Origin of the sequence: Brachybacterium sp. J144 (genome assembly GCF_036321705.1) — a bacterium.
GTDB lineage: Bacteria > Actinomycetota > Actinomycetes > Actinomycetales > Dermabacteraceae > Brachybacterium.
This window is the reverse complement of record NZ_JAZDCG010000039.1, coordinates 1-15123: the sequence shown is the minus strand read 5'-3', so window position 1 is coordinate 15123 and position 15123 is coordinate 1. Positions and strand designations below refer to the sequence as shown.

The 15123-nt window shown below is 65.1% G+C and carries 14 protein-coding genes and 1 pseudogene; 9 read left to right on the top strand and 6 right to left on the bottom strand.

Translation table 11 applies throughout. The features are described 5' to 3' along the window. Positions 1-83 precede the first annotated feature (83 nt). A protein-coding gene (locus V1260_RS15725) for an IS3 family transposase (RefSeq protein WP_329747683.1) occupies positions 84-1231 on the top strand; the annotation gives its coding sequence in 2 pieces (ribosomal slippage) (positions 84-354 and positions 354-1231; 1149 coding nt in all). On the opposite strand, the gene V1260_RS15720 is transcribed toward V1260_RS15725, so the two are convergent. The 3 genes from V1260_RS15720 to V1260_RS15710 are packed head-to-tail and all read right to left on the bottom strand — an operon-like array spanning position 1211 to position 4547. Beyond that, positions 1211-1486 carry a hypothetical protein gene (locus tag V1260_RS15720; protein WP_329747761.1) on the bottom strand — a complete coding sequence of 92 codons (276 nt, stop codon included), beginning with the start codon at positions 1484-1486 and terminating at the stop codon, positions 1211-1213. The two genes, V1260_RS15725 and V1260_RS15720, sit on opposite strands and share 21 nt — an antisense overlap. A 20-nt stretch (positions 1487-1506) precedes the next feature. Continuing rightward, positions 1507-3636, bottom strand: coding sequence for an outer membrane protein assembly factor BamB family protein (locus tag V1260_RS15715; RefSeq protein ID WP_069388522.1), 2130 nt, complete (start codon positions 3634-3636; stop codon positions 1507-1509). 35 nt (positions 3637-3671) lie between these two features. Then, positions 3672-4547, bottom strand: a complete 876-nt coding sequence (locus tag V1260_RS15710) for an SIS domain-containing protein (RefSeq protein WP_167492488.1) — start codon at positions 4545-4547, stop codon at positions 3672-3674. Positions 4548-4905: 358 nt separating this feature from the next. Here V1260_RS15710 and V1260_RS15705 point away from each other — a divergent pair, with 358 nt between their 5' ends. The 3 genes and pseudogenes from V1260_RS15705 to V1260_RS15695 form a co-directional block, all read left to right on the top strand. After that, on the top strand, positions 4906-5502 hold the full coding sequence (locus V1260_RS15705) for a recombinase family protein (protein WP_329747760.1): 597 nt from the start codon (positions 4906-4908) through the stop codon (positions 5500-5502). A gap of 7 nt (positions 5503-5509) precedes the next feature. Then, the gene (locus tag V1260_RS15700; RefSeq protein ID WP_329747759.1) at positions 5510-6895 is read left to right on the top strand and encodes a Mu transposase C-terminal domain-containing protein; all 1386 of its coding nucleotides are present in this window, start codon (positions 5510-5512) and stop codon (positions 6893-6895) included. Further along, positions 6895-7188, top strand: a pseudogene (locus V1260_RS15695) (AAA family ATPase); the annotation flags it as partial. The gene V1260_RS15700 and the pseudogene V1260_RS15695, both read left to right, overlap by 1 nt. 38 nt (positions 7189-7226) lie before the next feature. On the opposite strand, the gene V1260_RS15690 reads toward V1260_RS15695, so the two are convergent. Further along, on the bottom strand, positions 7227-7991 hold the full coding sequence (locus V1260_RS15690; RefSeq protein ID WP_001389365.1) for an IS6-like element IS6100 family transposase: 765 nt from the start codon (positions 7989-7991) through the stop codon (positions 7227-7229). A gap of 173 nt (positions 7992-8164) precedes the next feature. On the opposite strand from V1260_RS15690, the gene istA reads away from it, so the two are divergent. Both istA and istB read left to right on the top strand, forming a co-directional pair. Next, complete coding sequence (istA, locus tag V1260_RS15685; protein ID WP_052166742.1) at positions 8165-9715, top strand: IS21 family transposase; 1551 nt, start codon at positions 8165-8167, stop codon at positions 9713-9715. Continuing rightward, entirely contained in the window at positions 9712-10491 is a 780-nt protein-coding gene (gene istB / locus V1260_RS15680; protein ID WP_033105166.1) for an IS21-like element helper ATPase IstB, read from the top strand. The genes istA and istB overlap by 4 nt, the downstream gene beginning before the upstream one ends. 425 nt (positions 10492-10916) lie before the next feature. On the opposite strand, the gene V1260_RS15675 is transcribed toward istB, so the two are convergent. Both V1260_RS15675 and phnF read right to left on the bottom strand, forming a co-directional pair. Then, positions 10917-11780: an endonuclease/exonuclease/phosphatase family protein gene (locus V1260_RS15675; protein ID WP_329747740.1), complete on the bottom strand. Its 864-nt coding sequence runs from the start codon at positions 11778-11780 to the stop codon at positions 10917-10919. A 63-nt stretch (positions 11781-11843) separates the two neighbouring features. Then, positions 11844-12590 carry a phosphonate metabolism transcriptional regulator PhnF gene (gene phnF, locus V1260_RS15670; RefSeq protein ID WP_071330049.1) on the bottom strand — a complete coding sequence of 249 codons (747 nt, stop codon included), beginning with the start codon at positions 12588-12590 and terminating at the stop codon, positions 11844-11846. Here phnF and phnG point away from each other — a divergent pair. The 3 genes from phnG (at position 12583) to V1260_RS15655 (ending at position 15107) form a co-directional block, all read left to right on the top strand. Next, positions 12583-13221 carry a phosphonate C-P lyase system protein PhnG gene (gene phnG, locus V1260_RS15665; protein WP_083391846.1) on the top strand — a complete coding sequence of 213 codons (639 nt, stop codon included), beginning with the start codon at positions 12583-12585 and terminating at the stop codon, positions 13219-13221. The two genes, phnF and phnG, sit on opposite strands and share 8 nt — an antisense overlap. Then, on the top strand, positions 13218-13853 hold the full coding sequence (gene phnH, locus V1260_RS15660; RefSeq protein WP_071330051.1) for a phosphonate C-P lyase system protein PhnH: 636 nt from the start codon (positions 13218-13220) through the stop codon (positions 13851-13853). Before phnG ends, phnH begins: the two co-directional genes overlap by 4 nt. A 106-nt stretch (positions 13854-13959) precedes the next feature. Then, a protein-coding gene (locus V1260_RS15655) for an IS3 family transposase (RefSeq protein ID WP_329747683.1) occupies positions 13960-15107 on the top strand; the annotation gives its coding sequence in 2 pieces (ribosomal slippage) (positions 13960-14230 and positions 14230-15107; 1149 coding nt in all). Positions 15108-15123: the final 16 nt, after the last annotated feature.

Here is a 15123-nt window from a genome sequence, read left to right as displayed (position 1 = left end):
TGGGCTGACCCCGTGATGTAGGTCCAGTCGTTGTGTGAGTCCTCTTGATGCTCGCTGCTGCGGGCAGGAAGACTGGTCTCATCATGACGAACACGAGGAAGCGGCACACGCCTGAGCAGGTCGTGCGCAAGCTCGGACAGGCCGACCGGATGCTGGCCGATGGCGCGGACGTCGCGGCGGTGTGCCGCGAGCTGGGCGTGTCGGAACAGACGTACTACCGGTGGCGCAACCAGTACGGCGGGCTCAAGGCCGACGACGCCAAGCGCCTCAAGGAGCTCGAGAAGCAGAACGCCACCCTCAAGCGTCTGCTCGCTGAAGCAGAGCTGGAGAAGGCGGCGCTGAAGGAGCTGGCAGAGGGAAACTTCTAGGCCCGGGCAGGAGGCGCGCCGCCGTCGCTCACCTCATCGCGAAGATGCGGGTGAGCGAGCGGATGGCGTGCCGGCTGACCGGGCTATCCAGGTCCGCCTACCGGCGCACCCTCAAGGCCGATACCGTCGCCGACCCCGACGCCGCCTTGCGTGAATGGCTGCGCGGTTACGCGAAGAAGCACCCCCGCTGGGGCTACCGGCGCGCGTACCACGACGCCCGCGGCGAGGGCTGGCAGGTCAACCACAAGAAGATCCAGCGGCTATGGCGCGAGGAAGGCCTACGCGTGCCCCAGCAACGTCGCCGTAAGCGCATCGGCTCCTCGACCGCGGACGCCCCCAAGGCGTGCGCCCCGAACGTGGTGTGGGCCATCGACTTCCAGTTCGACGTCGACGAGGCCGGGCGTCCGATCAAGATCGCGTCGATCGTGGACGAGCACACCCGGGTCTGCCTCGGCGGCCTCGTGGAACGCTCCATCACCGCCGACCGTCTCACCGACCATCTCGACGACCTCGTCAAGCTGCACGGCCCGCCCGCGGTCCTCAGAAGCGACAACGGGCCCGAGTTCATCAGCCAGGCGATCGCCGACTGGGCCGGCACCCGCACCGGCTTGTCGTACATCCCGCCCGGCTCGCCGTGGCTCAACGGCTACGTCGAGTCGTTCAACTCCCGCCTGCGCGACGAGTGCTTGAACATCAACAGCTTCTACTCACTGCTGCACGCCCAGGTCGTCATCGGCGACTGGAAAGTCGAGTACAACACCGTGCGACGCCACTCGGCGCTGGGCTACCTCACCCCGGCCGACTATGCTCGCCACTGCACCCACGAAATGGAACCCGACGACTCACACAGAGACCGGACCTAACAACGGGGGCGGCCCAGCGGTGCCGAGTCCGAGCACGAGGCTGGGAACAATGGTGAGGACTGAGTAGACGACCGTGTTCCACAGTGCCTGCTGTACCGCAGGGTCGGTGAGGATCGCCGTGTAGTTCGCGATACCGGCCCAGGTCCATACGGTGCGGTCGCCGAGATCGATGCGGAAGAGGCTGCCGACGAGCGCAAGCACGCCCGGCAAGAGCACGAACAATCCGATGAGTGCGAGCGCGGGTGCTACGAGCACCCAACCGATACTCCGGTGCTTCACGACTCCTCCCCCTGCACGATTGCGCTCGGGTAGGCGCAGAGTGTGCCGTCGGCGTGGAGCACGACGGTCGTATCCTCGAAGCGCTGCACGGAGACGAGGATTGGGATGCCGGTGGCGAACCGTGAGCGCAGGGCGCCATCACCGAGATCGAGGGTGATGATGTCACCGTCGAGGGCTGGGAGGATGACCTGCTTGTCCAAGATCGTCGGCGCCGCGAAGAGCGGATGAGGAGTGCGCCTGTACGTGAGTAGGCAGGCATTACTTCGAGCCGCGACCTCTGCGTGCCAGCGTGTCTCGCCGCTCGCCGCGTCTCTGAGATAGACGCTGCCTCCCGCGTCGGAGAACAGAACTCCTTCCAGCGTCCAGTACGGCGGCGTCGGGTTCCACGGAATCGAGCTCGCTTGGAACCAGCTCACCGCGTCGTTGTTCGTGGGACGTCGGAACACTCCAGTGATCCCGGTCGCAATCAGATCACCCGTAGCAGGTTCGATGAGCGGCGTGCGGATCGGGAGGGGGGACGAACCGCGCAACGATTCGAGGAGATCTGTGTTGCTCTCCGCAAGTCGGTCCCCGAACGTTTCGCCCGTCTCCGGATCCAGGAGGACAGGGACTCGCGGCTCAGGGAATCCGCTCCAGACGATGAGAGCCGACGCGTCGTCGGCTGCCCGTCGCTCCCAGAAGACGGGCGCGGCGAGGAGGGCGAAGATCTGGTACGGCGCTATGTCCCGTCGCTCCCAGATCGTGTGTCCGTCGTCGATGTCGAGCGCGCGCAAGGTGGAGTGATCGCCCACGAGGACGAGATTCTCGTGAATTGCTGGCGGAGTGAACCCGAAGAGCCTGAGTGGGTCGGGGGTGTGCTTCCGCCATAGCTGTCGCCCCGTGGAGATTTCGAACGCCGCTGTCGTTCCGGATACCGATGTGCACAGGACCGTGCCGCTCGCGCCGTGCACCACGGGGGCCGAACGCACGGGAGCATCAAGGTCGGCGTGCCAGAGCAGCCCGCCCGTCGCGGCGTCGACCGCGAAGAGACCCCCCGAAGCGTGGTCGTCATCGGCGAGGGGAAGAACGATGACGCCCTTGGCGATCGCGAAAGGGGCACGCTGGCCGGGCGTCCCGACGCTCCGGCGCCAGCGCGCCGCTTCGGCCGCGGCTGGGAGGAGTACCGCGGGGGTCTGGGCAGGATCCGGATCGGTAGGGAGCGTCTCGACGCCGATCGTTACGCCGTCCCACGTGATAAGGCGGTAGGTCGCCGGAGAAAGATCGACGCCACCGAAGAGCGCAGGTGGAGTGTTGACGTGCAGCGTGTCCGCAGTACGTACGACCCGCGACGTATGGCGATGCCCCGAGAATGTAGCGATGGGGGGCCTCGGGAGCCCAGAGAGAATCGAGGAGCCTGGCTGATCATGCGACAGTAGGATCCAGGGAATGTCCTCGTCGAGTGCTTCGAGGTCGGCCCTCAGCCAGGCATTCTGCTGTTCGTGATCCCGGCCGAGCTCGTGCGTGAACCAGTCGATGGCGACGACGTGCAGTGCGGGAAGATCGTACGAATACCACCGCGGGCCGAGAAATGCTTCGTAGTGGCGCGGTTCTCCGGAGTGGATTGCGTAGCCGTTGCGGCTGACGACATCGCTCGTCTGTTCCGTCATGTGATCGTGGTTGCCGGGAATTACATGCACGGGGATTGGTGTGTCGAAAATTGCTTCGCGGAACTCGCGGTATTGCTCGCGGAGGCCGTGGTCGGTCAGGTCACCGGTGATGATCGCGGAATGCAGGTCCGGTTGGTCTTCGACGATCTTGGTCAGCAATGTAGACAAACGTTCACCCGTGCCAAGTTCCGCGGGCTGCGGATAGTTGCCGCCATCACCGATGTGCGTGTCCGTGAGATGAGCGAAGCGAAGCGGAAGCGTTACTGGGGACGCCTGCAGGGTGAAGGTCACCTCGGATTCGCGACCGTCGAAGTACCATTGGTTGCATCGCCAACCCACCGGACGCACCACAAACACGAAACGCGCGTCCGTCTCCAGCTGGAACCTCCCGTCGGCCGCAGTATGCACGACGGTGTTCCCGTCGCTTACCCGGATGTCCGCCAGCGGGTTGCCGTCGGTGTCGGTGACCTGTCCGTTCACGATCTTCGCTCTCTGTCTATGGGGCTCGAGCCGGATCAGATCCGGTGGGAGTTGACGAGTTTCTCGGCCTCGTCACGCCGTTCCGTCGCGCCGCTGACTCGGATCGTGAGCACGCTGTAGATGGCATCGAGAAGTGAGAGATGCACGATTCTGCTGGTCATCGCCTCCACTCGATGCCGCGTCTCCGAGCTCCCCGCGACGATCAGCGCGTGTGCGATCTCTGTGAGCGGGGATGTGAGGAAGCTCGTGATGCCGATGACTTTCGCTCCTGAATTGGCAGCGGTGCGCGCCGCCTCGAGCGTCGTTTTCGTCGATCCCGTGTGGCTGATGACAAAGCAGACGTCGCGCTCATCAAGGCCCTGGACGGCGACGTGTTGGGCGATGAAGTCGGGGGTGAACGTCGCGTCGAGTCCGAGGGCCGTAAGTCGATAGGCTGCGTCTGAGGCAAGCGGAGCGGACGTGCCCACTGCTACGAACCGAATGCGTCGGGCCGATGCTAGGGCGTCGACGATGGTCGTCACGTCGCTGAGGTCGATGTGAGTGGCGGTTGCTTCCAGTGCGTCCGCGCTTTCACGCAGAGTCCCCCGCACAGTGCTCATGAGTGGATCCTCTGCATCGGTCGGGCCCGGGCTATCGGGCGGGGTTTCGCGCGAGAGTAGGAGCTTGAACTCTTGGAAGCCATGCAGACCGAACCTCTGGCAGAACCGCACAACTGACCCGACCGACGTTCCAGATATCTGGGCGAACTCCGTCACGGAGCTCGTCATGACGACACGCGGATCGGCGTGGATCGAGCGCGCAACTCGCTTCTCCGATTCGGAGAACGATGCACTTGCAAGGCGGATCTGCTCGAGCAGAGGTTGTCCGTCGCCGCGCCAAAGGCGTGAGGATGAAAGATCGGTTCTGGTCACGTCGCCCAAATTAGGAGGACCAGATGTCGCATCGGTGGCGTCCGACCAAACCGTGGATGAACACTCCACGCCAAAACTGTGATGGAAATTTCATCCAGTGCGACGCGTCAACCGCCGCTTTCCGGGTGCTTCTCGCCTCCCCAGCTTTCCTGCACCACACCCCCGAATGTCCGGGATCCAAGGCATGACGGACATCGACATGCGTTGACAATCAAAAGCTTTTCGAGACACGCGAAGCCTCCCTCGAGCCTCAGGAACTAACGGTGGAATTCCGGGTCACATTTGTCTTGGAAACATGTCTCACCGCGAAGTGTCTTTGCGTCGACGTTTCTAGCTATTTCCAAGGCAGAATGGAGCCGTGAGACATCTTGGATATACGCGGGTCAGCACCAGAAGCCAAGACGCAAAGTTGCAGGTTGAGGCTCTGGTCAAATCGGGCGTGCAGGAGCGGGACATTTTTGCCGACGTCACCTCGGGCAGTCGGACCGCGATCTCACGCCCCGGGATGAAGAAGCTCCTCGAGCACGCCCAGCCCGGCGACACCGTCGTCGTGTGGCGAGTCGATCGCCTCGGAAGATCCTTGATCGATGTGCTGAACACGGTGAAGCTGCTCCGAGGGCGTGACATACAGGTGAAGAGCATCTCGGATGGGATTGACCCGTCGACGACGTCGGGCCGGCTGATGCTGAACATGCTTGCCACCTTGGCCGAGTATGAACGCGAGCTGATCACCGAGCGTGTGAACGCAGGAATCACAGCCGCTCGAAATGGGGGCACCAAGTTTGGTCGGCCTTTGTCCGATCCTGTGGTTGTAGCGGACAAACTCAAGCTCGTCTCCGAGGCCCGGGCGAAGGGCCGCACCGCGGAGGATGCGGCAAAGCTCGTCGGGTGGAGCCGAGCCACTTTGTACCGGCATCAGCAAGCCTCTGCGGCCCGCGAGAGCACCACCGTGTAGGTGACTCGTGGATGCGGCCGAGCGGTGGCGTGTTCTTCGGCTGCATGTCGAAGACCAGATCCCGCTCGCCGTCCTCGCTCGGGAAACAGGGATCTCCGCTCGGACTCTGCAGCGTTGGAACCAGCTCTATCGAGCAGGCGGCGTCGCATCCCTCGACCCTCATGCGCGTATGGACAAAGGTGTCCGCCGAACCTCAGCAGAGACGGTCGCGTTCATCGAACAGCTGGCACTCACTCGGCCGCGCCCGAGTGTCGCCACGCTGCATCGTCTCGCCGTCACTGATGCGCAGGCGCGTGAGCTGCGGGCTCCGAGCTATGCGACCGTGCGGCAGATCGTCCAGGCCCTCGATCCGGCTCTTGTCACTTTGGCGCTGGAGGGGCCGGCCTCGTACCGAGACAAGCACGAGCTCGTCTTCCGGCGCCGTGCTGAACACCCGAACCAAACTTGGCAGTCCGACCACACTGAACTCGACATCCTCATCGTCGGCGCTGACGGTAAACCTGACCGGCCGTGGCTGACGACCGTGATGGACGACTACTCCCGTGCGATCTGCGGGTTCATGGTGTTCAGCGGTGCACCCTCAGCTATCAACACAGCCCTCGCCCTCCGGCAGGCGATCTGGCGGAAGACCGACCCCGCGTGGGCGATGTGCGGCATCCCCGACATCCTGCACGTCGACCACGGCTCCGACTTCATCAGCCACCACCTCGAACGAACCGCGATCGCCCTGCATGTCAGGATCATCCACTCAACCGTCGGCAGGCCTCAGGGGCGCGGCAAGATCGAGAGGTTCTTCGGCACGATCAACACGGAACTCCTGAGCGCACTACCTGGCTACCTTGGACCCGGCAGTCGGGCACCTACGCCTGTCCTCGACCTTGCCGGTCTCGATCGTGCTATCGGCCAGTTTATTGGCACCTACAACGACCGGCCCCATAGTGAGCTGGGGATCTCGCCGCGGGACGCTTGGGTTGCAGACGGATGGCTGCCACGGATGCCCGACAGCTTCCAAGAGCTCGACGGACTTCTCCTCACTGTTCCGAAGAACCGAGTCGTGCAACGCGACGGTATCCACTTCCAAGGCCAGCGCTACCTCGCCCCCACTCTTGCCCCGTTCGTCGGCCACACCATCACGATCCGGTACGACCCCCGCGACATCTCCGAGATCCGGGTCTATGACCGGGACACGTTCATCTGTACCGCTATCGATGAAGCCCACCCCAACCTGCGCCTCAGTCTTCGCGACATCGAAACGGCTCGCCGCGCCCGTCGCAAGCAGCTGCGGCGAGCCATCAACGACCGCATCCCGACCGTTGCCACCCGTGAGGAACCTCGCATCCCCGAACCCACAAAGCGGCGGCCGAAGCTGCGCACCTACGAAGAGGACGAGTGATGAACCAAGCATTTATCGTCACCAAAGAACACCGACGTTTCACCGAGTTCGCCAACGCCGTGCGGAAAGAGAAGACCATCGGGATCTGCCACGGCGCTGCAGGCGTGGGAAAGACCAACTCCGCTCGTCGGTACGCGAATTGGGACGCGCTCGAGGCGTACATCAACGAGTGGGGTCCGCGTGGGGAGCACGACGCGAAGCACTACGCCCTCGCGAACCGATTTCGAACGGTCTTCTACACGCCAGAAGTCCTCTGCCGACCAAAGGACCTCATGAGGGCTCTGTTGCAAAGATTGGCGGCAGTCAGAGGTAGGCTGTCGCTCTGCGCCGATCAGGCGGCTGCTGCGAAATGGTGGTTGAGCATGCCCATGGCCTCCGTCAGCGCCGAGGGCCCAATGCCAAAAGCTCTCTCCACAAGGCGCACCTCGCCCCTGATGCCGGGCTGCAGGCACCAGGGGCGAGCCTGTCCTTTGCGCAGGGCTCGCATGACTTCGAATCCCTTGATCGTGGCATAGGCCGTGGGGATCGATTTGAAACCGCGCACCGGCTTGATCAGTATCTTGAGCTTTCCGTGATCGGCCTCGATCACGTTATTGAGATACTTCACCTGCCGGTGGGCCGTCTCCCGGTCCAGCTTTCCTTCGCGCTTCAATTCGGTGATCGCTGCACCATAGCTCGGCGCTTTGTCGGTATTGAGCGTGGCAGGCTTTTCCCAGTGCTTCAGGCCTCGCAGGGCCTTGCCCAGGAACCGCTTCGCTGCCTTGGCGCTGCGGGTCGGCGACAGGTAGAAATCGATCGTGTCGCCCCGCTTGTCGACTGCCCGGTACAGGTAGGTCCACTTGCCCCGCACCTTGACGTAGGTTTCATCCAGGCGCCAGCTCGGATCAAAGCCACGCCGCCAGAACCAGCGCAGCCGCTTCTCCATCTCCGGGGCGTAGCACTGGACCCAGCGATAGATCGTCGTATGGTCGACCGAAATGCCGCGTTCCGCCAGCATTTCCTCAAGGTCGCGATAGCTGATCGGATAGCGACAATACCAGCGCACCGCCCACAGGATCACATCACCCTGGAAATGGCGCCACTTGAAATCCGTCATCGTTCCGTCCGTCCAATCTCCGCCAAGCATGCTCAAGCTTCACGATTTTTGCAACAGAGCCGATCTGCCCACTTCCTTTTCGGAACCCCGCCCGGTTATGCGGCGGGAGCCTCTTCCCGGGGTTTGATTGCGGTGTCTAGACGCACCAAAGTCACCCAGGAAGAGGTCCTGTAATGAAGTTAGACGGAGAAGTCATGGAAATACTTGAGGCATACGATCTGACTGGATCGTTGCGCGCGACCGCGGAGCTGACCGGTTGCTCGCACCACACCGTTGCGCGGCATGTTGCCGCTCGCGATGCCGGGAGACCGATCGCCGAGCCGGCGTTCCGGGGCCGGGTCACGGACCCGTTCCTGCCTAAGATCGAGGAATGGGTCGAGAAGTCTCTGGGCAAGATCCGGGCTGATAAGGCTCACGACAGGCTCGTCGCGCTGGGCTATGAGGGCTCTGAACGCTCGACCCGCCGGGCGGTCGCGCAGGTCCGCGCCGCTTACCGGCTCGGCCACGTCCGGGTGCACCGCCCCTGGATAACGGAGCCGGGGATGTGGTTACAGTACGACTTTGGCGACGGCCCGGTGATCGACGGGAAGAAGACGGTGTTGTTCGTGGCGTGGTTGGCGTGGTGTCGGTTCCGGATCGTCATTCCGCTGCGGGACCGGACCGCGCCGAGCGTGTTCGCGGCGTTGGATCGCACGTTTAGGACCGCTGGCGGCGCCCCGACCTATGTGCTGACCGACAACGAGAAAACGGTCACCGTGTCGCACATCGCCGGGGTCCCGGTGCGGAACCAGCAGACGGTGGACTTCGCCCGCCACTACGGGGTGACAGTGTTGACCTGTCAGCCGGCGGATCCGGCGTCCAAGGGCGGGGTGGAGTCCTCGGTGAAGCTCGCCAAGGCCGACATCGTCCCCAAGGACACGAACCTGTTACCCGAGTACGCCTCGTTCGCCGAGGTGGAAGCGGCGTGCGACGCGTTCATGGACCACGTCAACAACCGGGAACACCGCGCCACCCGGCGGAAGCCCGCGGCGATGCTCGAGGAAGAACAGCTCCGGCTGCACCGGGTCCCCGACACCGCGCACACGGTCGCGTTCGGGCTCTCGCGCAGCGTCCCGGACAACACCCCGATGGTCACGTTCGAGAATGGCCAGTACTCCGTCCCCGCTCACCTGCTCGGCGGCCGCGTGTTCGTCCGCTCCCACGGTGTCGGCACCGACGAGCAGGTCATCGTCGTGCACGTCGGCTCCGACGGCCCCGTCGAAGTCGCGCGGCATAACCGGGCCCGGCCGGGCAGTCCCGCGATCGATGACGCGCACTTCCCCGACCATCGGGAGAAGGTCCCGGGCGATTACACGATCAAGGCCAGGAGCGCCGCGGAGGCCGAGTTCCTCGGCATCGGCGCCGGCGCTCACGCCTGGCTGCTGGAAGCGGCCGCGGTGGGCACGGCGCGGATGAACGTGAAGATGGCCGAAGCGGTCGCGGTGGCGAAGATCAGCGGCACAGCCCAGGTCGACGCTGCGTTGGGTGAGGCGGCCACCTACGGGCGGTTCGCGACCGGTGACCTCGCGTCGATCCTCAACGCGGCCGTCTCCAAGGGCAAGGCGCACCGAGCCGATGAGAAAGCGTCGCTGGCGCAGGGCACCGCCGGCTGGGCGGCGATCGGGCAGCCCGTCACGCCCGGGGTCGACCTTGCCGTCACGGATGATCTGGAGGAGAGCGCGTGAGCGTCACCCAGGCTGCCGCGCCCGTCCTCCCCGCTGACCTCGAAGCGTTGATGCGGCAGTTAAAGATGCCCTACGCTCGCGCGTTGGCGCCGGAGCTGATCGCGACCGCGAAGTCCCAGCGGTGGGAACCGGCCGAGGTCATCAAGGCCCTCTTCGTCGAGGAGGTCACCGGCCGGGCCCGGTCCATGCTCGCCACGAGGCGCAAGGCCGCCGGGTTCCCGACCGGGAAGACCTTCGACACCTGGGACGAGTCCGCGTCCTCGATCCCGGTCCCGACGCAACAGGCACTGCGGACCCTGGAATGGATCGGCCGGAAGGAGAACGTCGTCGTCTGCGGGCCATCGGGCACGGGGAAGACGTTCTTCCTCGAGGCCCTCGGGCAACAGGTTGTCGAGGCCGGGATGCGGGTCGCGTGGTTCCGGCTCGAGGATCTCGGCGCGTTGGTCCGCGCGCACCGCTCCGATGACTCCGTCAGCCGGGTCGTGGCCCGGATCCTCCGCGCGGATCTGATCGTCGTCGATGACATCGGGCTACTCGAAGTCGGTGCGGACGCCGCCGAGGGCCTCTATCGACTCGTCGATGCCGCCTACGAGAAACGTTCCATCGCGGTGTCCTCGAACCTGCACCCCGCTGGGTTCGACGAACTCATGCCCAAGACCCTCGCGACGGCGACCGTCGACCGGCTGTTGCACCACGCGCACGTCTGCCAGACATCGGGCGACTCCATCCGGCTGACCCAGGCCCTCGCCGGGAAAGGAGTCACCGCGATGAACTAAACGACGACGCCCTCGACATGGCCAACGCCACCAACACCCTGGTGGGCAGATCTGTTGGCCATGAGTGGGCAGTTTCCGTGGCCACCAGCGGGCATTTCTGCTGGCCGCCCACGGGCAGTTCCTATTGGCCATTGACACCCGCTAGTGGGCGAGGCGATGATCTCTCTCGTGGCAGGCTCCGGAGAGACGCGGTTCCAGCTCGAAGCGACGATGAGCCGGTTCATCCATCTCGCGGTGCTGGATGCTCTGTGCTCGGCGCTCGCGGCGGAAGACCCCGGTCGGACGCGACGTGGTTCGGAGTTGTCGGCCAAGGCGAAGCAGATCCACGGGGTGTAATCGCGGTGCGGGCCAACGGATTCCCCGCATGACAGAAGCGGCGCAACCCGAAGGTTGCGCCGCTTCTGTCATGCGGGATGCGTGGGGCCTCAGGGTAAGACGGCGGTCGGCTCTGACAGTGCTTTGAGGCTGATGTCGCTGAGGACGCCGTAGTGGTCGCTCGCGGTGGGGTACTCCGCGAACACCACCTTGCTGTTCGTGATCACACTCTCCACGAGTCCGTGATTCTCGGTCGACCCGGCGAAGATGTAGTCGATACGGCGGTGGTGCGGTTCCTGCACCAAGTAGTTCGGGACGATGCCCTGGCCGTCGACGACGGTGCGTGCGACCCACGGGTTGTCCGTGGTCCAGGTGTAGCCGGGAGTGCCGTCGCCCGCGATGGCGAAGGTGTCGCGGAACGCGGCACTGCGGCCGTTGACCGCGGACTTCCCTGTGTAGAAGCGGATGCAGTCCTGGTCGGGCGCCGCGTCGAAGTCGCCGGCGAGGATGGTCGGCGCGACCTGGCGGCGGCGCTCTTCGAGCTCTGTCACGAATAGCGCCTGCTCGACGCGGGCTGCCTCATCGGTGAACTTCCAGCTCGGACGTGCGCCGAGGAAGAGCATGTCGACGCCGATGGGGAGCGGGAGCACCATCTCCCAGACGTGCGGTCCGTTCGCTGCCGGGAGCGTGTGGATGTCGACGCTCTTCGGCTCCCACCGTGTGCCGACGGCGGTGCCCCAGGGGAGCCAACCGATCTCGCGGTAGTCCGAGGCGTGGTGCCAGTGCAGGGGGGAGCTGTCCTTAACGATCTGGTAGGCGTCACGCTCCGGGGTGCGCAGGACCTCCCCCAGGAAGACGATGTCGGCGTCGTGCTCCTCGAGGCCCTGGAGCAGGAGTGCGTCGCGTTCGGCGCGATCACGCGGGTCCATCCAGATGTTCAGGGTGAGCACGCGGAGATTCATGGTGTCGGTCATGCTTCCACGCTAACCATCATCCGTGAACGAAGTTCCACATCGAAGTGAACAGTGGAAGTTGCGTCAATCCTCCGCATGCAGGTCGGCCTGCACGTCGAGTTCCACACGGTCAGCGCGGAAGCGCGCGAGGCTGTACTGCAGCGGCGTCCCATCCGGAAGCGTGTCGAGCGAACGGACGACGAGGACCGTCGACCCGGGAGGGAGGCCGAGATCCGTGTTTTCCGCGCCTGTCGCGACTCGAGCGCTGACGCGGCTCCAGGAGCGGACGTAGTCGTCGACGCCGACGGCCCTCAGGGCGCGGGTCACCGAACCGGTGGAGGCGAGCTGTGTCTCGAATCCTGGGACCAGGCCGGGCGCCATCCACGCTGTTGAGCGGGCGATGGTGCTTCCTCGGAGATCGGTCGCCGCGTCGACGCGCAGGGCCCCTCCCGCGCCGAGCCGAAGTCGCTCGCGAGCGTCGTCCGGAACCTCGCGCACCAGCTCTGCGGCAAGGAGTCTCCGCGTGGAGACATCGTGGTCGCCGATGCTCTCACTGAGCCTGGTGCGCAGGCGGATCCGGTGGACGAGGACGGTGTGAGGCACGACGAACGTGCCGACGCCTTGTCTCGTCACGATCAGCTCTTCGCCGGCGAGGGTCGACAGCGCCTGGCGCACGGTATTGCGGTTCACGCCGAAACGTGCGGCCATCTCGGCCTCAGTTGGCAGTCGAGCGTCCGGTGACAGGGTGCCGTCGAGGATCTCGCTGCGCAGCTGATCGGCGATCAGGCGCCACGTCGCGTATCCGGTCGAAGAGCGGTGAGAGATGGTCATCGTCTCCGTACATTACCGTCCGCATCGCTCGCTTCCGATCCGTACCACTGACATTCATGTTTCGGACATCTACTGGTCATCTAGAAAACTAGACAACATTGCGGTGTCGCTTCTAGGCTCGAATCATCCAGAAACCTGGACAACCAAGGAGGCAGTAGTGACGAGTCCAACTGATCACGTCGCGGAGCGACAGAGGTGGATGCGAGTACTCGCACTCGCTAGCACCTCTCAGCTCTCCGATGCCTGGGCGGCCCAGCCGATCACACCGAAGGTGGACACGGTCCGCGGGCCGGAGGCGGGGCTCGTCATGGTGCGCGGCCGTGCCGGCGCCGGCGGGGACCGATTCAACCTCGGCGAAGCCACTGTCGTCCGCGCGACTCTCCGCGTGCACGGAGCGCCGCTCGAGCACGAGCGAGTCGGCACGTCCTACGCGCTGGGAACCGACGTCGACCACGCGTGGTTCGCTGCCGCCTTCGACGGACTCCTCCAGGACGCAGGGCAGCGAGAGCGAGTCCTTGCCGACGTCATCACCCCGCTGGCTCAGGCGCAGCGGCGCGAAGACGACGCGCGGGCGGCCGACGCGCGCAGCACCAAGGTCGACTTCTTCACCGTCGCAAGGGAGCACGCATGATCACCTCATCGGAGAGCGGCACGGCCGCCCCTGCCCCGGGCTTCGCTGACCCGACCCGCGAGGCGCAGAGCGTTTTCCGGGCGATCCTCGACGCGCTGGCTCACCCGGGCCAGCGATACTCCATCCAAGGCCCGGCCAAGGCGCCTGCCTCTCTGGGCCCGGGCCTGGCGGCCGTCGCGATGACGATCCTGGACGAGCAGTCTCCGGTCGCCCTCCATGAGGCGCTCGCTCACGACGCTTCCGCAGTGCACTACTTGTCGTTCCACACGGGTGCACGTCTCGCCACCTCCATCGGTGCCGCTGACTTCGTCTTCGCCACCCCGGACTCCTTCCCGGACCTGGAGGCGCTCGCTCACGGAAGCGACGAAGCGCCCCATCGCTCGGCGACCATCATCCTCGACGCTCGCGCCCGCGGGGAGGGTGATCGGTTCACGGGCGTGGGCCCGGGTATTGACGGCATCGTCGAGATCGATGCTCCATGGGTGCCCACGGGATTCGCAGACGTCTGGGCGAAGAACGCGTCGCTCTTCCCCCGCGGTGTCGACCTGCTGGTCGTCGATGACAACTCGGTTGTCGCTCTTCCCCGCACCACGCGGCTTATCGCCGCATCCATCCCTGGATCGGAGGCCTGATGTACGTCGCAGTCAAGGGCGGGTGGGCTGACCCCGTGATGTAGGTCCAGTCGTTGTGTGAGTCCTCTTGATGCTCGCTGCTGCGGGCAGGAAGACTGGTCTCATCATGACGAACACGAGGAAGCGGCACACGCCTGAGCAGGTCGTGCGCAAGCTCGGACAGGCCGACCGGATGCTGGCCGATGGCGCGGACGTCGCGGCGGTGTGCCGCGAGCTGGGCGTGTCGGAACAGACGTACTACCGGTGGCGCAACCAGTACGGCGGGCTCAAGGCCGACGACGCCAAGCGCCTCAAGGAGCTCGAGAAGCAGAACGCCACCCTCAAGCGTCTGCTCGCTGAAGCAGAGCTGGAGAAGGCGGCGCTGAAGGAGCTGGCAGAGGGAAACTTCTAGGCCCGGGCAGGAGGCGCGCCGCCGTCGCTCACCTCATCGCGAAGATGCGGGTGAGCGAGCGGATGGCGTGCCGGCTGACCGGGCTATCCAGGTCCGCCTACCGGCGCACCCTCAAGGCCGATACCGTCGCCGACCCCGACGCCGCCTTGCGTGAATGGCTGCGCGGTTACGCGAAGAAGCACCCCCGCTGGGGCTACCGGCGCGCGTACCACGACGCCCGCGGCGAGGGCTGGCAGGTCAACCACAAGAAGATCCAGCGGCTATGGCGCGAGGAAGGCCTACGCGTGCCCCAGCAACGTCGCCGTAAGCGCATCGGCTCCTCGACCGCGGACGCCCCCAAGGCGTGCGCCCCGAACGTGGTGTGGGCCATCGACTTCCAGTTCGACGTCGACGAGGCCGGGCGTCCGATCAAGATCGCGTCGATCGTGGACGAGCACACCCGGGTCTGCCTCGGCGGCCTCGTGGAACGCTCCATCACCGCCGACCGTCTCACCGACCATCTCGACGACCTCGTCAAGCTGCACGGCCCGCCCGCGGTCCTCAGAAGCGACAACGGGCCCGAGTTCATCAGCCAGGCGATCGCCGACTGGGCCGGCACCCGCACCGGCTTGTCGTACATCCCGCCCGGCTCGCCGTGGCTCAACGGCTACGTCGAGTCGTTCAACTCCCGCCTGCGCGACGAGTGCTTGAACATCAACAGCTTCTACTCACTGCTGCACGCCCAGGTCGTCATCGGCGACTGGAAAGTCGAGTACAACACCGTGCGACGCCACTCGGCGCTGGGCTACCTCACCCCGGCCGACTATGCTCGCCACTGCACCCACGAAATGGAACCCGACGACTCACACAGAGACCGGACCTAACAACGGGGGCGGCCCA